Here is a 20,873-nt window from a genome sequence, read left to right on the forward strand (position 1 = left end):
AGCGGACGGTACCGGTCACCGCCTGTAGACGGTTCGCTAATGCCGAGCATCGAATGCCGCCGCTTCCTGGAGGCTCCGGTGCTCACCGGCCCGATCCGTCAACGGCATGAGGTTCATGGTGGACACATCGATCAGATTCGAGAAGGCGTCACCTCGGCAGGACCGGATTGCCGCCACGGCGGTCGGGTTCGGTTCCGTGAGGTTGATTCCTCACCCGCGTACCGCCATTGGGGCTGTGCGGGTGGGTGACCGGCGGGGTGCTCCCAGCCGCCGCCTCGCGGTGGCGGACCCGCCGACATCGCGGCGGGTCCGCCACTTCGGCGACCAACACTGCAGGCCCAGTAACGCGCTTCCCCGACTCCAGCGCGGCACCGACAGGTCAGGGGCGGGACCGCGATGACGCTCTACCTCTCCCGCAACGCCACAACGACGGCAGCTGTCGCCAGCACCGTCAGATCAGGCGACGGCGGCGGGGCGATCGCGGGCGATCGCATCGCCACATCCCGAACCGACCCTCCGCTGTTCACCCACGTCTGGCAGCGGCTGTTCGAACAGAGCGCACGGAAGGAACGACGCCGATGATGTCCCGCGTTCTGGTCACCGGAGCGGCCGGCTTCATCGGCTCGCACCTGGTCGACGCGCTGCTGGGCAGCGGAATCAGGGTCGTCGGCCTGGATCGGCGGAGGCTCGGTGAGCATGCCGTCGCGGACGAGAACCTGGTCCGGGCCGTCGCCAGTCCGCTGTTCACGCCGTACTGCCTGGACCTGGCCGCCGACCAGTTGGACGACGTGGTGGCCGGCTGCGACACCGTCTTCCATCTCGCCGCGCGGCCAGGCGTACGGCCGTCATGGAGCCGCGAGTTCCTCGACTACACCCAAGCGAACGTGCTCGGCACACATCGGTTGCTCGATGCCTGCGCCCGCCACGGCACCCGGCGGCTGGTTGTCGCCTCGTCGTCGAGCGTCTACGGTCCCGCCGACCGGCCCAGCCGCGAAAGCGACCCGACCTGCCCGGTCTCCCCCTACGGAGTGAGCAAGCTCGCCGCCGAGCAACTGTGTCTCGCCTACGCCCGGCGACCCGACAGCCCGCTCAGCGTCGTGGCGTTGCGCTACTTCACGGTGTACGGGCCTCGGCAGCGACCCGACATGGCCATCGGAAGGGTCCTGTTCGCCGCCTACACCGGCTTCCCGGTCACCCTGTTCGGCGACGGCAGCCAACGCCGCGAGTTCACCTACGTCAGCGACGTCGTCTCGGCGACCCTCGCCGCCGGATACCTCGACGCCCAGGCCGCAGTGGTGAATGTCGGCGGCGGCGCCAGTGTCTCGATGCTCACGGTGATCGACGAGGTAACCCGAGTGACCGGTCGGCAGGTGCCGACGAAGGTCGTGAACGCCCAGCCGGGTGATGTCCCCTCGACCGCCGCCGATCTGACCCGTGCCGGGCGGCTGCTCGGCTATCGGCCCACCGTCGGCCTGCCAGAAGGGCTCACCCGTCAGGCGGCCTGGCTGGTCAACCTCTCCCGTGACCGGCTCGCCGCGTTCACGTCCTGACGCCTCGAAGGAGTTCTGATGATCGTGTTGACGGCGGACTCGGCGAGTGAGTTGTTCACCGTCGCCTGCCAGGCCGTACTCATCAACGGCCGGACCGCATGCCCGCGCGACCTGACCACGACCGAGGTGGTCGGAGCGCACCTGTGTCTTACCAACCCGCGACGGCGGCTCGTCGATGTGCCGCCCGCCCGGGTGATCAACCCTGCCTTCGCGGTCGCGGAGGCACTGTGGATCCTCTCCGGCTCCGACTCCCCGTGGATCTTCGACTACAACGACCGGCTGCGGAGGTACGCGGACGACGGCGTGCTGCGCGGCGCGTACGGCCCACGGCTTCGCCGGTGGGGCGGCCACGTCGACCAACTCGACGCGGTCCGGCGGCAGCTGCAGCAGGACCGGGATTCCCGACGAGGGGTGGTCCAGCTGTACGACCCGTCCCGGGATCATCTCGGCTACCGCGATGTGCCGTGCACCCTGGGCTACCGGTTCTTCGTACGGCGTGGCCGTTTGATCATGCACACCAGTATGCGCAGCCAGGACCTGTGGCTCGGGTTCCCGTACGACATCTTCACCACGACGTTGATCCAGGAGTTGATGGCCGGCTGGCTCGGCGTCGAGCTGGGCGAGTATCACCACCACGTCGACTCGCTGCACCTCTATGCGCACGATGCGGAGCCGGCCGCCGCCTCCCTGCATGGAGCGGCGAGCACGGTGGAGCTGGATCCGGCCGTCGTGCCCTGGCCTGACCTCGATGCCCTGCTCCAGCGCGTGATCTCTGGAGAGAGCAGCCCTGCAGATGGCCCCACCTGGGATGCGTTCGGCCGGACCCTTGCCAGCTACCGCGCGTGGAAGGCAGGCGAGCGCGACCAGGCACGCAAGCTCGCCGCAGACACCCCCGGTCCACTCGGCGTCGCCCTGTCGAGCTGGTACGACCACCTCGCCTCACGCGTACCAGGAGGACAAGGATGATCACGCGCCGGTTGCCACGTGGTGCCGAGGTCGTGCTCGGGCTCTGCGCCTACACGCACGACTCAGCCGCGGCGCTGCTGGTCAACGGCCACCTGGTCGGCTTCGCCGAAGAGGAACGCCTCGACGGGGTCAAGCACAGCAAGGCGTACCCGGCCAACGTCGTCGCCTGGCTCCTCCGCGAAGCAGGGCTGACCGCGAACGACGTGACGACGGTGGCCTACAACTTCGACGGTCGCCGCTACCTTCCGGCGCTCGGCCAACTTCCGGGGCAACTGGCACACGCCGCGACCCGAAGCCGAGCCGTTGCCCGCTCAGGCAGTTTCCTCACGGTGTACCGCCGATACCAGGCACGGATGCGTGACCTGGCCCGGCGCTTCCCGCTCGCCGAGGTCGCCCCCGTGCTACACCACCGCGCACACGCCCTCTACGCGTTCCTGTCCGCCGGCGTCGACGATGCGGCGGTCCTGGTCGTGGACAGCCTCGGCGAGCTGCACACCACCACGATCTGGCACGCCACAAACCGCAACGTGCAGCCCTTGCATCTGCGCCTGGCCGCCGCCATCAAGGATCCGGCGTCGCTCGGCTACGCGTACGGTGCCGTGACCGAGCACCTCGGCTGGCGGCGCGGCGACGAGGAGGGCACGGTCATGGCGTTGGCCGCCCTCGGTGAACCGGCGCGCTTCCGTGACCTGATGTCCCGCTCGATTGCGCTGACCACCGACGGCTTGGCTCTCCACCCAGGGCTGTTGCCGCTGCGGGTCCTGTCCAGCCGATACGGCCGGACGAGCGCGGCGTTCACCGCCGCCAGCTGCCCACCACGCCCATCTGACGCACCGGTCGAACCAGTGCACGCCGACCTCGCCGCCGCCCTGCAGGAACGCACCGAGCAGGTCATGCTGCACCTGGCCAAGCAGGCCACCCGGCTGACCGGCTCCGGTCTGCTCTGCCTCGGCGGCGGCGTCGCAATGAACTGCGTCGCCGCCGGACAGATCGCCCAGGCCGGCGTTGTCGACGAAGTTCACATCCCGCCCGCGCCCGGTGACTCGGGCACCGCCATCGGCGCCGCCGCAGCAGTCTGGCTCGACGCCACCGGAAGCGCCGCGACAGGCATCGACGGACGCTGCTACCTCGGCCCGGCGTACCCCGATCTGACCCTTCCCGCCACGCCGCGACCCGGTCTGACCGCCACACGCCCGACCGACCCGGTCCAGCATCTCGCCCGGCAGCTCGCCGACGGCGCGATCGTCGGACACTTCACCGGCCCACTCGAGGCCGGGCCACGCGCGCTGGGCAACCGGTCCATCCTCGCCTCGCCCTTCGCACACGAGGTCGTAGACCGGTTGAACGGGACAGTGAAGTTCCGCGAACCGTTCCGCCCGTTCGCCCCCGTGATCCTCGCCGACAGGGCCGCCGACTACGTCCAGCTCCGCCAGTTCTCGCCGTTCATGTCCATCGCCGCACCGGTCACCGACCTGACCCGGACCCAGCTGCCCGCAATCGTGCACGGCAACGGCACCGCGCGGGTCCAGACGGTGACCCGCGCCCAGCACCCGTTCCTCGCAAACGTGCTGGCCGCGTTCGGCGACATCACCGGCCACCCAGTGCTGATCAACACCTCGTTGAACATCAAGGGCAACCCGATCTGCGGCACCCCGGACATGGCTTTGGACTGCCTCGCCGAAACCGGCCTGGACGCCCTGCTCATCGAGGGCTGGTGGGTGACGAAGTGCTGATCGGATACAGCTTCTGGGGATTCCTCGGCCCAGGCATCGTCGACACCCCCGACGGCGGACGGAGCCACCGCCGCACCCTGATCGACGGGCTCCGCCAGGCCGGACACGACATCGTGTTCCTCCAGCCCAGCCGCGACCTCTGCGACGCCGGTCTCGACCTCACCGGCAGCTACCTGTGGGACGTCGGGACGCCCGACGTCGATGCGTTGTTCCTCGAATGGCGCTGGCCTATCCCCGGCCGCAACACCACCCCGTGCGGCCGGCCCGGACACACCTGCGATCTGCACCGCCAGTCCGAACTCGTCGCCCACTACACCCGCCGGCTCGGCACCCCGACGATTCTCTGGGACAAGGACCGGCGGCTCGACCCGGCGGACCCGCTGCGTCGGACCAGCAACGTCACCATCTGCGAGCCAGCCCTGCGCCCGAGCCCTGGCGCGACGACGCTGCTCTTTCCCGTCGCCGACACGGCCCTCGATACCGCTGACCCCGGCGGGCTGGCCTCGCGGCACCGGTCGACGCCGCTGGTCTACGTCGGCAACCAGTACGACCGCGACGACGCCTTCGACACCTTCTTCGCCCCCGCCGCCGCGCACCTGCCGCACCTGATCGCCGGGAAGTGGACCGACACCCACCGCTGGCCCGGTCTCAACTTCATCGGCCGGGTCGCGTTCCCACAGGTCGCCGAGATCCACGCCGACGCGCTCGCCACCGTGCTGCTGCTTCCCGACCGCTACGCCGAGGCAGGTCAGATCACCCAACGGATCTTCGAAGCGGTCCTCGCCGGCTGCGTTCCGCTCCTACCCAGCACTGTCCGCGGTGCCGCCGCACTTGTACCGCCAAGCCTGCACGTCAGGCACGCCACCGACGTACGGCACCGGGTCGGCTGGCTCGCCAAGATCGCCGGCACCAACGACCACGCCAACCTGATCGCAGATTGTCTGCGCCGCCTCGCCCCGTTTCGGCTCTCCGCCCAGCTCGGCGTGCTCGATCGTCTCCTACTCGATCCGGATCGGGTGCCGTCATGACCGGCCGTGTCCGCTCAGCCGAAACCCGCACCGCCCCTACGCTGGAGGACCATGGACAGGATTGCCATCATCGGCTGCGGCGGCAGCGGCAAGTCGACGATCGCCCGGCAGCTCGCCCAGGTCCTCGACGCGCCGCTGACCCACCTCGACGCGATCTACTACGACGAACAGTGGAACCCGCTCCCGCAGCACGAGTTCGCCGCCAAGCAGGAGAAACTCGTCACCGGCGAACGCTGGATCATCGAAGGGAACTACGCCGGCACCCTGCCGATCCGGCTGGCCGCCGCCGACACCGTGATCTTCCTCGACCTTCCCGCCGCCACCTGTCTCTGGGGCATCGCCCAGCGACGCCGCCGCTACCGGGGCGGGCAGCACCAGACCGACGGCGTATACGACCGGATCACCTGGAACTTCGTCCGCTACATCCTCGGCTACCGACGCGCCATGCGGCCCCGAGTCCAGAACCTCATCCGCGAACACGGGCCGCACGTCCGGCTGGTCCACCTCACCAGCCGCCGGCAAGCCAACCAACTGATCGAGCGGCTCCGACGACAAGCCCAACCGATGACCTGACCCGGTCCGGACGGGCGGCGGCCGATGTCGGCTAACCCGTTCCTCGATCCCGCTCTGGTCCACGGCGACCTCTACCGGGCCAGCGATCGGCTCGCGGACCGCACCCGTGCGCTTCGCGAAGCCAAGATCGCCGGGCGGGACGCCGCCGAAGTCATCGCCGATCTGCTCGCCCGGCGGGCCACACCAGGTGCCGTGGTGCTCGATATCGGCTGCGGACGGGGTACCAGCACGCTTCACATCGCCGCCCGTCTCCGCCCTCGACGCCTCATCGCGGTTGACGCCTCGATCGCACTGCTGGACACCGTCCGGACACGGCTGCACGAGGCCGACGAGTCCGGCTCGCCGGTCTGCGCCAACTTCCACCACCTGCCGCTGGCCGATGCAGTGGCCGACGCAGCCGTAGCCGCCTTCTGCCTCTATCACTCGGCCACCCCGGCCGCCGCCGTCGCGGAGATCGCCCGCTGCCTCCGTCCCGGAGGTATCGCCGTCCTGGTGACCAAGTCGCTGGACAGCTACGCCGAACTCGACCAACTCGTCCACGCCGCCCACCTGGACCCCGACGCCATCCGCCGGCCCAGCCTCTACGAGAGCTTCCACAGCGGCAACCTGCTCGACATCGCCGCCGTGCACCTCACCGTGCTCGACGTCCTGCACGAGGAACATGTCTTCGAGTTCACCGATGCCACTCACCTCGCCCGATACCTGGCCACGACCCCGAAGTATCAGATCCGCCCAGACAGTGGACCGGCTGACCTCGCCGCCTTCCTCCAGGCGCGGCTACCAGCGCCGCCGTATCTGACCCGCTCCACCGTCAGCTACGCCGTGGCGGCCCGGCCGTGACCAACAACCTCTTCATCAAGCGGTACGACGACCCGCAGCGCTGCTCGGCAACGGCGGCCCACCACGACTGGCTCGCCGGGCTGCAATCGGGAGTCCGCCTTCCGCACCTGGTCACCCGGGCACCTCGCCACCTGGTCTTCGAACGGCTGCCAGGCCGGACGCCCCAGGTAGCGGACCTGCCTCGAGTCGCGGCAACGCTCGGCCAGCTGCACGACGCCGCGCACCGGAAAGAACTGCGCTCCGCACGCCTCGACCAACCCCACAGCACGTCGACCGGACTGGCGCTCCCCGACTTCGCCAGCCCGCGCCGCAAAGCGCTGCACCGCGCCGCCCGCATCACGGGTATCGGCCTGGCCGCGCTCGACGCGGTCCTCGACCGGGTTGACCGGCCGGTGGCCTTATACAAGGACCCGAACATCCGCAACTATCTCGTCGAGGGAGAGGACATCGCGGTCGTCGACTTCGACGACCTCACCCTCGCCCCCTTCGGCTACGACCTAGCCGGCCTTCTCGTCACCGCTTCCCTCACCTACGGCAACCTCGACCAGTGGATCCTCACGGACTGCGTCGACGCCTACCGGGACGCGATCTCGCCGATCCGTTGCGGCATGGACGAGCTGCGGCAGTACGCCGAACTTCACCAACTCCTGACGCTGCGCTACCTCGGCACCAACGGCTACCGACACCCGTGGCCCACCGTGCGGCCATGGCCCGACCCGTTCGCGTCAAACTGACCCCGGAGGAGTCTTGCCAATGGACCAGACCACCGAACTCGTCATCGCCCGTCACGGCGAGGCCGCCTGCAACGTCGCCGGGATCGTGGGCGGCGAACACGGCTGCACCGGCCTGACCGACCAAGGCCGCCGCCAAGTCGCCCAGCTCGCCGCCCGGCTTGCCGCAGAACACGCAGCCCGCCCGTACGCGGTTTTCTACTCCACGCCCCGACTCCGGGTGGTCCAAACCGCCGAGATCATCACCCAGGCCCTCCGCCTACCGCCCACCGCCGAGCCGCAACTTCGCGGACCCGACCACGGCGAGGCCGACGGCCGCCCGTGGGCAGACATCAAGACCGCCTTTCAGGGTCCGCCCCAACACGCCCCCGACCTCCCGTACGCCCACGGCTCAGAAACGTGGAACGAGTACCTCGACCGCGCCACCAAAGCCCTACAGAAAATCCTCGCCCGGCACAACGGCGAGCGCATCCTCATCGCCGCCCACGGAGAAACCATCGAGGCCGCCAACGACCTGCTCCTCGCGCTCCCCCGGAACGCCTGCCTACGGCTCGGCTTCGTCACCGACCACGCCTCCATCACCCGATGGCAGCGGCGGACCAACCGGTTTGGCCGCACCACCTGGCAGCTCGTCGCGCACAACGACACCCGCCACCTCGAACCCATTCGATGAGCAGCATCGACCTCCTTCAACTCTGCCGGCGCCTTCTCGATACCGACGCCGTCCCCGTGGCCTGGCACCCGGGCCACGCCGGCACCCAGGTGCTCCGTGCCGCGACCGCCAACCACGGGGAAGTCATGGTGAAGCCACACCGCAGCCGGGAACGGCACACGCAGGAGGTTCACGCCTACCGCACCTGGGTCACAGCGGCCCTCCACGACCGGGCACCCCGCCTACTCGCGACAGCTGGCGATCCGCCCACGATCGTCATCACCGCCGTGCCAGGGATCCCGCTCAGCCAACGAACACTCGCCCCCGAGGCCGAGCAGGACGCATACCGGCAGGCAGGACAGCTACTCAAGGCGCTCCACGCCGCCGGGCCACCACGGCTGGAGCCCGACTGGACAGCTTGGCTCGCCGACCGCGCCGAACACTGGATCCATCAAGCCGGAGACCGGATCACCCTCAGCTACCGCGCCGAGGTACGCGCCCACATGCGAGCCCTCCAAGATCTCGCCCCGCTACCGACTGTCCCCTGCCATCTCGACTTCATGCCCCGCAACATCATCTACGGTCACGACGGCATCGTCCGCCTGATCGATTTCGAGCACAGCCGCTACGACCTGCCCGCCCGCGACCTCGTACGCCTCGCCACCCGCCTCTGGCCCCAGCGCCCGGACCTCCGCGCCAGCTTCCTCGACGAGTACGGCCACCTCACCGAAGCCGACCACGAGGTCCTGGAACACTGCACCTACCTCGACGCTCTCACTCTGACGAGGCGCTCCTCGGCCGACACAACTCAATGTCTCCTACGGTTGCTGTCCGGTTGACCGATCGGCCGAGCCTGAACGCTCTGAGTGGTCTGATCTGGGTACTCGCGTTGTAGGTCTCGAGCCGGTTCCTGCCTCCAACGCGCCGAAGCTCTGCGAACTTCCCGGACCGTCGACACCTGACCATCTCGCTTCTTTTGACGCTTAGCTTGAACGCGGTCACGCAGCGTTCGGATAGCATCGCGGTTGTTGTCGACGTCCGCCACCGCCCGCATCGTCGTGGCGATGGAGCTGTGAAGCTGGAGCAGCCTTTCGATGTCCTCGGGCATAGGAACCATGACCGCCATGGCGTCAGGCAATGGCTCGAAGGAGACAACCGGGCAACCATCCGCATCAATTCTGACCCATACTCGAACGGGACCGCCGCGTTGACGAGGCGCGGGATCCGCACGAGGCCTCTCCTCCATGGACTGCAGCCTAGGTCAGCCCCGCCACAACCGACAGGTCCAGAGTGCGCCTACGCCTCGCCTCAGGTAGTCCCGACCGCCCAGGCGCTTCGACGCAAGAAGGCCGGTCCGATGGCTGAAGGTATCCCTACGCGGCTATCCCAGCAGCCCCCTCGGTCCAGTCGCGCGGAGGCTACCGGTCTGCAAGTCCCACGAATCAGGGAGACCGCCGGGGGCCTCCACTTGACGTCACGAGTACATAGCGGCCTCAGCTCATCATCCTCACGGGGCTCGCACCCAGCCACCGGTCGATCAACCGCCATTCGAAGAGAGTCTGTGACAGAGCGTCCACGTGCCCGGCGCCCGGTCCCTGCGGACGGCGACCGGTCCAGCGGCTCCCGAGCGCCCGGCGAGCACCCAGCCGGCCGTACGGCGTACGGCAAAAGGCCCCGACCGGGCGGTAATCGCCTGGTCGGGGCCTTTGTGTCTGGTACGCCGCGTAGGACTCGAACCTACAACCCGCGGATTAAGAGTCCGCTGCTCTGCCAGTTGAGCTAGCGGCGCTCGCTGACAACGCGGGCAACCCTAGCATGTCCGGCCGTCCAGCTTCCAACCAGTTGCCGGCAACGAGCCGTCTGTCCGGCGGACCTGCCCACGTGCGCGGATCTGGCACCCTTCCGGATCAGGCACGAAGGGCATGGCGGGTGATGCACGATGTCGGCAGGGACGGAACAAGGAACGGGGACTGGCATGCACAAGGTCAGGAGGGGTTGGTCGGTCGCGGTGACACTGGCAGTCATCGCACCGGCGGCACTGGCAGGGTGTGGATCGGGCAAAACGCCACGGTTCGTCAGTGGCCAGGTGGCCACGGCGAGTCCGACACCCTCGCCGGAGCCGTTCGAGTTCGCCATCGCACCGAAGGCGGACGCGAAGAACCTGCCGATCAGCACGGAGATCGGCACCACGGTCAGCGGCGGGGAGGTCACCTCGGTGAGCCTCGTCGAGGACGGTGGCGGCAAGGTCAGCGGCAGTATGCGGGAGGACGGCACCGCCTGGGTGCCGGACAAACCACTCAAGAATCAGAAGAAGTATACGGCGACTGTCGTCGCGACCAGCAGCACCGGGGAGGAGGAGACCAAGACCACGTCGTTCACCACGATGGGTAGATCCGGGTCGCAGACCGGCACCGGCCTCTACCTGTTCGACGGACGGACGTACGGGGTGGCAATGCCAGTGGTGGTCGAGTTCTTCCCCGGCATCCCCGAGCAGGAGCGGGCCAGCGTACAGAAGCGGATGTTCGTCAAGACCGACCCGCCGCAGCCGGGCACCTGGTACTGGGTGTCCAACGGTACCCAGGCGTTCTACCGGGCTCCGGATTTTTGGCAGGCTGGCACGACGTTGACCACTCGGATCGCGCTGGACGGTCACCCGACCGGTGACGGCCGGTACGGAGACATGGACCGGGGCGCCACCGCGAAAATCGGCGAGAAGGTGACCGTGGAGGTCGACAACGCCACCAAGCAGCTGTCGATGTTCAAGGACGACAAGCTGGTCAAGCAGATGCCGGTCAGTCTCGGCAAGCCGAGTACGCCGTCGTCGAGCGGCACCATGGTGGTGATGGACAAGCAGGAACAGACCGTTTTCGACACTTTCGCCGAGTTGGGCCCGGAGGAGGGCTACCGGACGGACATCTCGTTCGCCCAGCGGATCACCTGGGGTGGCGAGTTCATCCACGCCGCCCCGTGGTCGGTCGGCGACCAGGGGGTACGCAACGTGTCACACGGTTGTGTCAACTTGTCGATGGCCAACGCCGAGTGGCTGTTCAACCAGACCAAGGTCGGTGATCCGATCACGGTCAAGGGCACCGAGCGGGAGCTGACGGACGGCAACGGCTGGACCGCCTGGAACCTCACCTGGGACGAGTTCGTCAAAGGTAGTGCGTTGCCAGTGCCGGCCGATCTACAGCCGGCAGGGGCTGGTTCGCCGGCACCGACGACGCCGGCGCCGGTACCGACAGCGACGTCCGGATGACGATCGATGCGTTTCCGGTCCACGTCAGGCGGGCACAGTTTGACATCTGAATAACTGCCAACTACGGACGAATGAGACACGGCTGACCGAGCGGACCGGACGATCCGGGGAATATCGGTCAGCCGTGTCGTTGTTGCGTACGTTGGGGCACGAACCCGGGAGTTGCCCCAATGCGTCTTTGATGGACGATGGGATTCGGGGACCGAACTTCGTGAGGGGATCATGCGAGTCAGCTGCTTTCAGGTAGAGCCGCGCACCGGGCGGGCGCGACCGCCCATACCGCGGGTTGTCACGGCCGTCGCGCTCGCCGCCGCGCTCGCGCTCACCGGTGCCTGCACCGGCGCCGGCGACGCCCCCACCTGGCAGGGCGGTACGGAAGCCGACCCGAGCCCGCAGGCCCGAGCGACGATCACCGAGCCGGCCGCCGACGCCACCGACGTGCCCGCGTCGACGGCGATCACGTTCACCACCACCGAGGCGGCGCAGACCACGGTGGAGTTGACCGACGCCGACGGCAACCCGGTGCCGGGCGAGGTCGACGCCGACGGCACCTTCTTCCTGCCGAACGGGCAGTTGGAGTACGACGCCGCGTACACCGCGACGGTGACGGTGACCGGCGACGACGGCGAGACCACCGTGACCAGCCACAACTTCCGGACCATGGCCCAGCCGGGCAACCAGGTACGGGTGTCCAGCTTCCTGGGCGACGGCAACGTGGTCGGCGTCGCGATGCCACTGATTCTGCGGTTCAGCCGGGAGATCCCGCAGGACTACCGCGACGACGTGCAGCGACGGCTGAGCGTCGAGACCGAGCCCGCCCAGGAGGGCATCTGGTACTGGGTGAGCCCTACCGAGGTCCAGTTCCGGCCACGCGAGTTCTGGCAGGCCGGCACCCAGCTGTTCTACAAGGCGCAGACCGGTGGCCTGCCGATGGGCGACGGCTGGTACGGCCGCAACGACCTGGCCGTGGACGCCGAGGTCGGCGCGGCGCTGGTGATGACAGTGGACAACGCCAGCAAGACGATGGTGGTCACCAAGGACGGCGAGACGATCAAGGAGATCCCGGTCAGTCTCGGCAAGCCGAAGACGCCCTCCTCCAGCGGCACCATGATCGTCATGGAGAAGCTGAAGGAGACCGTCTTCGACACGTACGAGGAGCTGGGTCCGGAGGAGGGCTACCGGACGGACATCGAGTACGCCCAGCGGCTGACCTGGGGTGGCGAGTTCATCCACGCCGCCCCGTGGTCGGTGGCCGACCAGGGGGTACGCAACGTGTCACACGGCTGCGTCAACATGTCGACGGACAACGCCAAGTGGCTGTTCAACCAGACCAGGGTCGGTGACCCGGTCACGGTCAAGGGCACCGAGGTTCAGCTCGCCAACGGCAACGGTTGGACGGTGTGGAACCTCAGCTGGGACGAGCTCGTCGAAGGCAGCGCCCTGCCGTACGAGCCCGGATCGACCGAGTCGACCGAGTCGGAGTCGACGCCGGGCGGTGCCGCCGGCGGGTCCGGGACCAGCTCGGACCCGCCGGCCTGACCCGTCCCCGCCCGGGAACGGGTACCGAGCAAAAGCGCCCGGCCAGGATCTGATCCTGGCCGGGCGCTTCGGTATGGGGTGACTGAAGGGACTTGAACCCTCGACACCCGGGACCACAACCCGGTGCTCTACCTGCTGAGCTACAGCCACCAAGAACCACACCCGGCGGACTGCCGCGTGGGGTGCCGACCAATGATAGCCCTACCGGCGGGCATCACGTCGAGCGGGTTCCGCCGGGCCGGCCCCCGGCCGCCGCCCACCGGCCGGTCGTTCGGCGACGGTCAGAGGCCGGCGGCGATCGCCTTGGCCGCGTCGACGTCCGGGCCGGGCAACGGCACGAAGATCGACCGCCGGTAGTACTCCAGCTCCCGGATGCTCTCCCGGATGTCGGCCAGCGCCCGGTGCGACAGCCCCTTGGCCGGCTGCCCGAAATAGACCCGGGGGTACCACCGGCGGCACAACTCCTTGATCGACGAGACGTCGATCATGCGGTAATGCAGGTAGGAGTCGAGTCGCGGCATGTCGCGGGCGATGAACCCCCGGTCGGTGGCGATCGAGTTGCCGCACAGCGGCGCGGTCCTCGGCTCCTGTACGAAGCTGGTCACGTACTCCAGCACCCGGTCCTGCGCCTCGGCGAGGGTGACCGCCGAGCGCCGCACCTCCTCGGTCAGCCCGGACTTGGCGTGCATCTCCCGCACCACGTCCGGCATCCCGGCCAGCGTCTCCTCGTCGGCATGGATCACCAGGTCGACGCCGTCACCGAGCACGTTGAGGTCCGAGTCGGTGACCAACGCGGCCACCTCTATCAACGCGTCCCTGCCGAGGTCGAGCCCGGTCATCTCACAGTCGATCCAGACAAGAAGATCCGCCACGCGGACAGCCTACGCGGCACCGTCCAGCGGCCGGCCAGGTCACCGGCGGCGGTCCCCGCTAGGCTCGCGGGCGTGCCCGCCGACACCCTCCCGGGCGGCTCCGCGCCGCGTCCCGTTGACGACAGATCCCGCACGCCGCGCCGGGTCACCGTCGTCGTCGCGCTCAGCGCCGCCGTGGTCGCCGCCCTTCTCTGGTACGGCAACCGGCACGACTTCTACGACCTGAAGATCTACCTCAGCGCGATGCGCTGGTGGGCCGACGGCAACCCGCTCTACGACTACGTTCAGCCCGACGTGGTGCAGGGCCAGCTCTACTTCACCTATCCCCCGTTCACCGCGCTGCTGCTGCGCCCGTTCGCGGCGGTGGGCGCCGGGACCGCCGCCGCTGTGTTCACCGTCGGCACGCTGCTGGCGGTGGTGGTCACCACGGTCTGGCTGGTCACGCCGATCGCCCGCCGGCGCGGCCTGCCGCGCTGGTGGCTGGCCGGTCTGGCGGTACCGCTGGTGGTGCTGATCGAGCCGACCCGGGAGACGATCTTCCTCGGGCAGATCAACATGCTGCTGGTCGTGCTGATCCTGGCCGACCTGCTGTTCGCCGTACCGAAGCGGTCCCGATGGGCCGGCGTCGGCGTCGGCCTGGCGACGGCGATCAAGCTGTTCCCGGGGATCTTCATCGTCTACCTGCTGGTCACCCGGCGGTGGCGGGCGGCGGGGGTGTCCTGCCTGGCGGCGGCGGCCGCCACCGGGCTCGCCGCAGCGGTCGCCCCGACGGAGTCGTGGCGGTTCTGGCTCACCGAGCTGTGGAGCACCGACCGGGTGGGGCGCAGCGACTACACCGGCAACCAGTCGCTGCAAGGGCTACTCGCCCGGCTGGCCGCTCCGGCCGAGCCGGACCGGCTGGTCTGGCTGGTGCTGGTGGCCGTCGCCGCCGGCTACGGGCTGTGGCGCGCGGCCCGCGCGGTACGGGCCGGCGACGAGCTGGCCGGGCTGACCCTGACCGGCCTGGTGGCCGCGCTGATCGCACCGATCACCTGGCCGCACCACGTCTACTGGTTCGTCCCGGCGCTGATCGTGCTCCTCGACGCGGCGCTGCCGGACCGCCCGCTGGTCGCCGCCGGGCCGCAGCCGGCGGCGGCCCGGAGCGGAGTCCGGGCCGCCGGACCGGCGGCGTTGGTAGCGTTGGCGGCGGCCATCTTCGCAGCGCTGGTCGTCGGTGTCGTGTCACTGATCGACTGGGGGCACGCGAAGGTGCCGACCGACGATCCGGCCACCTTCGTGTTGCGCAACCTGTACGTGCTGGCGGTCGCGCTGCTGCTGGTCAGTCTGCCGATCCGCCGCTACCCGACGTCGGCTCCGGGCGGGTAGCGGCCGCTGGGGCAGTTGCCGCAGCTGGCGTCGGGCGGCGGGTCCGGGCGAACGCCAGCCCGCCGAGTGCCAACCCGCCGAGGCCGGCGAGCAACCCGGCGATCCCCACCCCGAGCGCGGCACCGTTGCCGCCGGTGTCGCTTTCGCCGGTGGCGGTGTCGTCGGCCGGCGCCTGGTCGTCGACCTGTTCCTGACCACCGCCGACGGCCGGGCTGTCCTCATCAGCCGGGGTCAACGTGAGCACGCTGGCCGGGGTGGCCGGCTCCTCCTCGCCGGGCACCGGCACTTCGATCCAACGCACCACGGTGCCGTCGGAGTAGGTCTGCAGCGACTTGAAGACCAGTTGATCGGCCTCCGGCAGCGGACCCATCCGGATCGGAAGGTCCAGGAACTCGCCCGGCTGCACGCTGGCTTCCGGGGTCTCGGCGGTCCACACGACCCGGGACACCGCCTCAGTCACCTGGGCACCGTGAACCTCCAGCGGCGGATCGACCGGCACTGTCTGCACCTCGACGGTCCAGCCGGGCACCCGGGCCAGCGACACCGAGGCAATCGGCGTGTCCTCCGGCATCACCACTTCGACCTTGGTCGTGCTGTGTTCGTCGCTCTCGTTCGGCACCTGGAAGTCGAGGCGGGCGTAGTCGCCGACGGTGGCCTGCGACGGGTACACCGTGATGTGCGCGGCCGCTGGGGTGGCCAGGCCGAGGACGCCGACGAGGACGGCCGCACCGGTAAGCGCCGCGGCGCGGGCCGGTGTGCGTCGGTGACGGAGCATGAAGTAGCCCTTTCTAGTTGATCTCCACCGTGGTGGTCACGGTCGCCTGATCGATGTCGGAGATCCGGACGGTGATCCGCAGCTCCCAGTCTCCCGCAGCCGGCAGGCTGATCTCACCGGTGGCGTGGTTGTCGGTCAGCGGCAGCAGCGGGATCTCGATCGGCTCGACCCCGCTGGCCGGCAACGCCGCCGTGGCCTGCCACTCGATCACCGGCTGCGGCCGGTTCTCCTCGGTGTAGGCGTACAGGTGGACCGAGTTGTTGCCCCGCCGGGCCGGGTCCACCTCCACCTGCAGCGAGTAGATGTCACTGTTCAGCGTGGTGGAAAAGTAGCCGTTGCCGGCCCGCAGGTCCTCGCCGATGGCGGTCCGGGCCGGCGTGGTCTGCACCAGCACCGCGGTGACCGCCAGCACCACGGCGGTGACGGCCAGTTCGGCGACGACCGCCTGCCGCATCCGGCCGGGACGGCCGGCGGCGCTGCGATTGCGCACCAGCTGCCGCGAGTACGCCGCCACCGCGAGGACCAGCCCGAACAGGCCGATCTTGGCCAGCAGCAACCGGCCGTACGTGGTGCCGAACAGCGCCTCGAGCGTGCCCACCTCGATCAGCGCCTGCACCGTACCGGCCAGCAGCAGGGCACAGACCGCCAACGCCGCCCAGCGCGACCAGATCGGCAGGATCGCGGCGAGTTCCCGCTCCTCGGCCTGCCGGAGCAGGAACACCGTGAGCATCGCCAGACCGCCGAGCCAGACCGCCATCGAGCTGAGGTGTACGGCGTCGATGACGACGGAGACGGCCGGCACCGGCGAGGCGCTCGGGTGACCGGCCAGTGGCCAGGTGAACACCCCGATGACGGCCAGGACGCCGAGCAGGATCTGGTCACTGCGGCCTTCCGAGCCGGCCAGGAACGGCCGCAGCAGCACCGCCGTGGCGGCCAGCACCCCGAGCCGGACCAGCAACGCGGCGCCGATCCCGCTGCCGAGGACGTCGCGTAGCGCCGCGCCGTCGGCGTCGCCGATCCCGCCGCCGGTGACGTACGGGGCCTGCAGCCAGATGGTGGCCAGGGTGGCCGCCGCGACGAGTCCCAGCCCGGCCCAGGTCAGGCGGCCCGGCCCGCCACGGGCCAGCCGGCGCGGCCAGAGCATGCTCAGCACCAGCACCGGGCCGACGATCAGCAGCAGTCCGGCGTACCCGACGAACTTGGCCGCCTGGAGCAGCCCGCTGACCAGCGGATCGGTGTCGGCGCCGCCGTCGTCGGTGGGCACCGCCGACGGCGCGCCAACCGAGTAGGTGAAGCCGCCGCTGACCGGGTGTCCGTCGGCGGAGATCACCCGGTAGCTGACCAGGTAGGTGCCGCGCGACGTCTGCTGTTCGACGCCGACGGTGACCACCGCGCCGTCGAAGACCGGCTCGCCCTGGTCGACCCGCTGCCCGTCCGGGGCGATCACCCGTACCCGGTCGGGGACCTGCCGCACCGATTCGGAGAAGGTCAGCACCACTTCGGCCGGGGCGTTCGGCAGCACCGAGTCGGTCACCGGGCTGGTGCTGACCAGGACGGCGTGCGCGCTGGCCGGCGCGGCGGCGGGTAGCAGGACCACGGGCAGCGCCGCCAGCAGCAGGCCGGCCATAGCCGCGATGCGCGACGTCCATCTATTCGTTGCGGCAGTCATGGGGAATATGCTCGCCGGTCCACCTGGGTCCGCGCGACCCGGCCTCCCCTCATTGGTGGTTGGTCGGCTGGGCGGAAGTCGAAGTTCCAGCGATGCCCGATGTGACGTACGACATCGGATTTTCCGGTTTGTTGGCGCGTCGCCGTGGAACTCGGCACCGGGTGCGCAGCGACTAACAGACATGAGGGTACAACCCTGGGTCGGTGCCGCTGTCCGCCTCGGGCTGGCCGCCGTCTGGTTGTTCGCCGGCGGGTCGAAGGTCACCGACCTGGCCGGGTCCGGCCGGGCTGTCAACGCCTACCAGGTCTTTGCGTACGACCTGGCGATGGTGATCGGCGCCGCGCTGCCCTTCGTCGAACTGGCGCTCGGGGTGCTGCTGCTGATCGGGCTGGCCACCCGGCTCTGCGCGGTCGTCTCAGCCGGCCTGCTGGTCGTCTTCATCGCCGGCATCACCTCCGCGTGGGTGCGCGGGCTGCGGATCGACTGCGGCTGCTTCGGCGTCGGCGGTGAACTGGCCGCCGGGCAGACCCCTGCCTACGGCCCGGAGATCGCCCGCGACCTTGCCTTCCTGGCGCTCGCCGGGTTTTTGGTCTGGTGGCCGCGCACGGCACTGTCGACAGATTCGTGGGTAAACAGCAACAGATAGTCATCTTTCAGGTAGATCGGCGGGTGACGGCGATGAGCCGGCGAGTGGAGCAGAAGAAGGCGGCCCGGGTGGTCCGCGAGCAGCTGGCCCGGGAGCGGCGGCGCCAGCGCGCCCTCTGGACGTCGGTGGCGGCCGTGGTGGCGCTGGTCCTCGCCGGCATGATCGGCTGGGCCGTCTACCAGACCCAGCGCGGCGGCGAGTACACCGCGCCGCCCGGTGCGGTCGCCGACGACTCCGGCATCCCGATCGGGGACGGCCCGGTCACCGTCGACCTCTACGCCGACTTCCTGTGCCCCGCCTGCCGGCAGTTCGAACAGCAGGTCGGCCCGACCCTGGACCAGCTCGTCGAGGATGGCAGGATCACGCTCGTGTTCCACCCCGTCGCGATCCTCGACCGGCTCAGCGACGACGCGTACTCGACGCGGGCGTCGGCGGCGTCCGGCTGCGCGGCGGCCGGCGGCAAGTTCGAGGAGTACGCCGCCGCGCTCTATGAGCAGCAGCCGGCCGAGGGCGGCCCCGGGCTCAGCGAGGAGCAGCTGATCGCCATCGGCGGTGAGGTCGGGCTGGACACCGGCAGCTTCGGCCAGTGCGTCCGGGACGACACCTACGCCGGCTGGCCGGCCCACGTCACCGAGCAGGCCGGCCGGGCCGGGGTCAGCGGCACCCCGACCGTGATGGTCGACGGCGCGACCGTCGCATCGAGCGCCCAAGCCGTCACTGCCGCGGTGGACGCGGCCGGCTGACGTGCGGGTCACCCGACGGCCAGCTGACGCACGGTTCACCCGGCAGCCGGCTGGCCCGCGACTGGTCGGTCGGCTGGCGGTGTTCGCCGGCGTGGCGGCGGTGCTGCTCACCGGTGCCGCGGCACCGGCCGCCGCGCACGGCGCGGACGCCCCCGCGGCCACCGACTACCGGGTGGCGGTGACCGGCACCGTGCCTGCCGTCGACGGGCTCACCGTACGGGTCGTCGAGGCCGGCGCCCGACTCGAGCTGACCAACCACAGCGGCCGACCGATCGAGGTGCTCGGCTACGCCGGGGAGCCGTACCTGGAGATCCGACCGGACGGGGTCTACCAGAACCGGCGCTCCCCCACCGCCTACCAGAACGAGACCCTGTCCGGCGACACCCCGGTGCCTGCCGACGCCGACCCGGCCGCACCCCCGGACTGGCGACGGATCGCCGACCGACCGCTGGTCCGCTGGCACGACCAACGAACCTACTGGCTGGACGCCGCCCCGCCGGAGGCGGTGCGGGCCGCACCCGACCAGGTGCACCGGGTACGCGACTGGGTGGTGCCGCTGCGCGACGGCGTCACCCCGGTCGAGCTGCGCGGCACGCTGGACTGGATCCCGCCGCCCGACCCGCTGCGCTGGTGGGGCGGCACGCTGCTCGGCACCGTACTGCTGGCGGTCGCTCTGGTGACCACCGCCCGGCGCGGCCGGTGGACCGCACAGCTGGTCTCCGCCGGCGGGCTGGCCGTCGGCGGCGCGACCGCCGTCGGCTATGTGATGGCCCGCGCCGTCGAATCCGGCACGGGTGGGCCGCTCGGCCTGCTCGGCGTGCTGCTCGACGGGCCGGTCTGGGCGTTGCTGACCGGGCTGGCCGCGCTGGCTGCCGCCGGGTACGCGGCACGCCGCCGGCCCGGTGCCGAGTTGGCCCTCGCCCTGACCGGCGCCTGCCTGGCGCTCTTCGCCGGAGCCGCCAACGCCGCCGTGTTCACCCGGGCGATCGCCCCGGTGCCCGGACCGGCCTGGTGGCCGCGGATCGCGGTCGCCGCCGTCCTGGTCAGCGGGGCCGCCGTGGCGGTCGGCGCGGTGCTACGCCTGCGCGCGGAGCCCGTCACCGGTCCGGACAGCGTCGGTCGAGCCGTCGGCGACGGCCCGGAGGGTGTCGGCCCGGACGGAGGCGAGCTGGCGCGCGGCGAGCAGCGGATCGAAGCCGAACGGTAGCTCCAGCCGGTGCCGGGCCAGCAGCTCCGCGTCGGCGAGCAATGCTGTGGTCGGACCGTCCGCCACCACCCGGCCGCCGTCCAGGATCACCGACCGGTCACACAGCTCCAACGCGTACGGCAGGTCGTGGGTGACCATCAGGATCGTCACCGGCAGCCGGTGCAGGACCTCGGCCAGCTCTCGACGGGCCGCCGGGTCGAGGTTCGACGACGGCTCGTCCAGCACCAGGATCTCCGGACGCATCGACAGCACCGTCGCCACCGCCACCCGCCGCCGCTGGCCGAAGGACAGGTGCTGTGGGGACCGGTCCCGGTGCTGCGCCATCCCGACGGCGTCGAGCGCCTCGTCGACCCGCGCCGCCAGCTCGGCACCGCGCAGCCCCAGGTTCGCCGGGCCGAACGCCACGTCCTCGGCGACCGTCGACAGGAACAGCTGGTCGTCCGGATCCTGGAAGACGATGCCGACCCGGCGGCGCACCTCGGCCAGGGTCGCCCGCCGTTGGTCCACCGGCAGCCCGCCGACCTCGACCTGGCCGGACCCACCCCGCAGGACGCCGTTGAGGTGCAGCACCAGCGTGGTCTTGCCGGCACCGTTGGGGCCCAGCAACGCGACCCGGGCACCGGCGGGCACGGTCAGGTCCACCCCGTGCAGCGCCGGATGCCCGTCCGGGTAGCTGAACCGCAAATCGCGCACCAGCAGCGACGGCGGCACCGAATCGGCAGACTGTG

19 protein-coding genes, 2 tRNA genes and 1 pseudogene are annotated in these 20,873 nt (G+C 70.2%); 16 read left to right on the top strand and 6 right to left on the bottom strand.

Annotated elements, in window-relative coordinates:
- Window positions 1-396: 396 nt before the first annotated feature.
- Genes amcA through ACFHW1_RS16975 form a run of 10 tightly spaced genes read left to right on the top strand, consistent with a single transcriptional unit; the run spans window position 397 to window position 8,912 of the window.
- On the top strand, window positions 397-582 hold the full coding sequence (gene amcA, locus ACFHW1_RS16930) for a multiple cyclophane-containing RiPP AmcA (protein ID WP_416554614.1): 186 nt from the start codon (window positions 397-399) through the stop codon (window positions 580-582).
- Entirely contained in the window at window positions 582-1,550 is a 969-nt protein-coding gene (locus tag ACFHW1_RS16935; protein WP_416615710.1) for an NAD-dependent epimerase/dehydratase family protein, read from the top strand. The genes amcA and ACFHW1_RS16935 overlap by 1 nt, the downstream gene beginning before the upstream one ends.
- 18 nt (window positions 1,551-1,568) lie before the next feature.
- Entirely contained in the window at window positions 1,569-2,516 is a 948-nt protein-coding gene (locus tag ACFHW1_RS16940) for a thymidylate synthase (protein ID WP_416554618.1), read from the top strand.
- Complete coding sequence (locus ACFHW1_RS16945; protein ID WP_416554620.1) at window positions 2,513-4,249, top strand: carbamoyltransferase; 1,737 nt, start codon at window positions 2,513-2,515, stop codon at window positions 4,247-4,249. The genes ACFHW1_RS16940 and ACFHW1_RS16945 overlap by 4 nt, the downstream gene beginning before the upstream one ends.
- Window positions 4,231-5,277 (top strand): hypothetical protein, encoded by a 1,047-nt coding sequence (locus tag ACFHW1_RS16950; RefSeq protein ID WP_416554622.1) that lies wholly within the window; start codon window positions 4,231-4,233, stop codon window positions 5,275-5,277. The genes ACFHW1_RS16945 and ACFHW1_RS16950 overlap by 19 nt, the downstream gene beginning before the upstream one ends.
- A 51-nt stretch (window positions 5,278-5,328) precedes the next feature.
- A complete protein-coding gene (locus tag ACFHW1_RS16955; RefSeq protein ID WP_416554624.1) occupies window positions 5,329-5,850 on the top strand; it encodes a topology modulation protein in 522 nt (173 codons plus the stop codon).
- A gap of 24 nt (window positions 5,851-5,874) precedes the next feature.
- A complete protein-coding gene (locus ACFHW1_RS16960; RefSeq protein WP_416554626.1) occupies window positions 5,875-6,690 on the top strand; it encodes a class I SAM-dependent methyltransferase in 816 nt (271 codons plus the stop codon).
- Window positions 6,687-7,424 carry a phosphotransferase gene (locus tag ACFHW1_RS16965; RefSeq protein ID WP_416554628.1) on the top strand — a complete coding sequence of 246 codons (738 nt, stop codon included), beginning with the start codon at window positions 6,687-6,689 and terminating at the stop codon, window positions 7,422-7,424. Before ACFHW1_RS16960 ends, ACFHW1_RS16965 begins: the two co-directional genes overlap by 4 nt.
- A 19-nt stretch (window positions 7,425-7,443) precedes the next feature.
- Window positions 7,444-8,094 (top strand): histidine phosphatase family protein, encoded by a 651-nt coding sequence (locus tag ACFHW1_RS16970; RefSeq protein ID WP_416554630.1) that lies wholly within the window; start codon window positions 7,444-7,446, stop codon window positions 8,092-8,094.
- Entirely contained in the window at window positions 8,091-8,912 is an 822-nt protein-coding gene (locus tag ACFHW1_RS16975; RefSeq protein ID WP_416554632.1) for an aminoglycoside phosphotransferase family protein, read from the top strand. The genes ACFHW1_RS16970 and ACFHW1_RS16975 overlap by 4 nt, the downstream gene beginning before the upstream one ends.
- An 874-nt stretch (window positions 8,913-9,786) precedes the next feature.
- Here ACFHW1_RS16975 and ACFHW1_RS16980 read toward each other — a convergent pair.
- Window positions 9,787-9,862, bottom strand: a tRNA-Lys gene (locus tag ACFHW1_RS16980).
- Between the two features lie 186 nt (window positions 9,863-10,048).
- Here ACFHW1_RS16980 and ACFHW1_RS16985 point away from each other — a divergent pair.
- Both ACFHW1_RS16985 and ACFHW1_RS16990 read left to right on the top strand, forming a co-directional pair.
- Complete coding sequence (locus ACFHW1_RS16985; RefSeq protein ID WP_416554634.1) at window positions 10,049-11,329, top strand: Ig-like domain-containing protein; 1,281 nt, start codon at window positions 10,049-10,051, stop codon at window positions 11,327-11,329.
- Window positions 11,330-11,551: 222 nt separating this feature from the next.
- Window positions 11,552-12,868, top strand: a complete 1,317-nt coding sequence (locus ACFHW1_RS16990; RefSeq protein WP_416554636.1) for an Ig-like domain-containing protein — start codon at window positions 11,552-11,554, stop codon at window positions 12,866-12,868.
- A gap of 74 nt (window positions 12,869-12,942) precedes the next feature.
- Here the strand turns inward: ACFHW1_RS16990 and ACFHW1_RS16995 are convergent.
- A tRNA-His gene (locus ACFHW1_RS16995) sits at window positions 12,943-13,018 on the bottom strand.
- Window positions 13,019-13,149: 131 nt separating this feature from the next.
- Window positions 13,150-13,740, bottom strand: coding sequence for an oligoribonuclease (gene orn, locus ACFHW1_RS17000; RefSeq protein ID WP_416554638.1), 591 nt, complete (start codon window positions 13,738-13,740; stop codon window positions 13,150-13,152).
- 72 nt (window positions 13,741-13,812) lie between these two features.
- Here orn and ACFHW1_RS17005 point away from each other — a divergent pair, with 72 nt between their 5' ends.
- Entirely contained in the window at window positions 13,813-15,105 is a 1,293-nt protein-coding gene (locus tag ACFHW1_RS17005; RefSeq protein WP_416554640.1) for a glycosyltransferase family 87 protein, read from the top strand.
- On the opposite strand, the gene ACFHW1_RS17010 is transcribed toward ACFHW1_RS17005, so the two are convergent.
- Both ACFHW1_RS17010 and ACFHW1_RS17015 read right to left on the bottom strand, forming a co-directional pair.
- On the bottom strand, window positions 15,059-15,880 hold the full coding sequence (locus ACFHW1_RS17010) for a YcnI family protein (RefSeq protein ID WP_416554642.1): 822 nt from the start codon (window positions 15,878-15,880) through the stop codon (window positions 15,059-15,061). The genes ACFHW1_RS17005 and ACFHW1_RS17010 overlap by 47 nt on opposite strands.
- A 13-nt stretch (window positions 15,881-15,893) precedes the next feature.
- Window positions 15,894-17,558 (bottom strand): copper resistance CopC/CopD family protein, encoded by a 1,665-nt coding sequence (locus ACFHW1_RS17015; protein WP_416554780.1) that lies wholly within the window; start codon window positions 17,556-17,558, stop codon window positions 15,894-15,896.
- Between the two features lie 172 nt (window positions 17,559-17,730).
- Between ACFHW1_RS17015 and ACFHW1_RS17020 the strand changes: the two genes are divergently transcribed.
- From ACFHW1_RS17020 to ACFHW1_RS17030, 3 genes are read left to right on the top strand one after another with little or no spacing between them, the layout of a single operon-like run.
- Window positions 17,731-18,195 (top strand): DoxX family protein, encoded by a 465-nt coding sequence (locus tag ACFHW1_RS17020; RefSeq protein ID WP_416554644.1) that lies wholly within the window; start codon window positions 17,731-17,733, stop codon window positions 18,193-18,195.
- A gap of 32 nt (window positions 18,196-18,227) precedes the next feature.
- Entirely contained in the window at window positions 18,228-18,938 is a 711-nt protein-coding gene (locus tag ACFHW1_RS17025; RefSeq protein WP_416554646.1) for a DsbA family protein, read from the top strand.
- A 1-nt stretch (window position 18,939) separates the two neighbouring features.
- Complete coding sequence (locus ACFHW1_RS17030; protein ID WP_416554648.1) at window positions 18,940-20,145, top strand: hypothetical protein; 1,206 nt, start codon at window positions 18,940-18,942, stop codon at window positions 20,143-20,145.
- Here ACFHW1_RS17030 and ACFHW1_RS17035 read toward each other — a convergent pair.
- A pseudogene (locus ACFHW1_RS17035) lies at window positions 20,125-20,856 on the bottom strand (energy-coupling factor ABC transporter ATP-binding protein); the annotation flags it as partial. The gene ACFHW1_RS17030 and the pseudogene ACFHW1_RS17035 overlap by 21 nt on opposite strands.
- Between the last annotated feature and the right edge of the window lie 17 nt (window positions 20,857-20,873).

Source organism: Micromonospora sp. LOL_014 (genome assembly GCF_048060245.1).
GTDB lineage: Bacteria > Actinomycetota > Actinomycetes > Mycobacteriales > Micromonosporaceae > Micromonospora_E.

Excerpts from the sequence above, each read along its gene's own strand:
- amcA (WP_416554614.1), top strand. The coding sequence starts at position 397 with ATGACGCTCTACCTCTCCCGCAACGCCACAACGACGGCAGCTGTCGCC.
- ACFHW1_RS16935 (WP_416615710.1), top strand. The coding sequence starts at position 582 with ATGTCCCGCGTTCTGGTCACCGGAGCGGCCGGCTTCATCGGCTCGCAC.
- ACFHW1_RS16940 (WP_416554618.1), top strand. The coding sequence starts at position 1,569 with ATGATCGTGTTGACGGCGGACTCGGCGAGTGAGTTGTTCACCGTCGCC.
- ACFHW1_RS16945 (WP_416554620.1), top strand. The coding sequence starts at position 2,513 with ATGATCACGCGCCGGTTGCCACGTGGTGCCGAGGTCGTGCTCGGGCTC.
- ACFHW1_RS16955 (WP_416554624.1), top strand. The coding sequence starts at position 5,329 with ATGGACAGGATTGCCATCATCGGCTGCGGCGGCAGCGGCAAGTCGACG.
- ACFHW1_RS16960 (WP_416554626.1), top strand. The coding sequence starts at position 5,875 with ATGTCGGCTAACCCGTTCCTCGATCCCGCTCTGGTCCACGGCGACCTC.
- ACFHW1_RS16970 (WP_416554630.1), top strand. The coding sequence starts at position 7,444 with ATGGACCAGACCACCGAACTCGTCATCGCCCGTCACGGCGAGGCCGCC.
- ACFHW1_RS16975 (WP_416554632.1), top strand. The coding sequence starts at position 8,091 with ATGAGCAGCATCGACCTCCTTCAACTCTGCCGGCGCCTTCTCGATACC.
- ACFHW1_RS16985 (WP_416554634.1), top strand. The coding sequence starts at position 10,049 with ATGCACAAGGTCAGGAGGGGTTGGTCGGTCGCGGTGACACTGGCAGTC.
- ACFHW1_RS16990 (WP_416554636.1), top strand. The coding sequence starts at position 11,552 with ATGCGAGTCAGCTGCTTTCAGGTAGAGCCGCGCACCGGGCGGGCGCGA.
- ACFHW1_RS17010 (WP_416554642.1), bottom strand. The coding sequence starts at position 15,880 with ATGCTCCGTCACCGACGCACACCGGCCCGCGCCGCGGCGCTTACCGGT.
- ACFHW1_RS17020 (WP_416554644.1), top strand. The coding sequence starts at position 17,731 with ATGAGGGTACAACCCTGGGTCGGTGCCGCTGTCCGCCTCGGGCTGGCC.
- ACFHW1_RS17025 (WP_416554646.1), top strand. The coding sequence starts at position 18,228 with ATGAGCCGGCGAGTGGAGCAGAAGAAGGCGGCCCGGGTGGTCCGCGAG.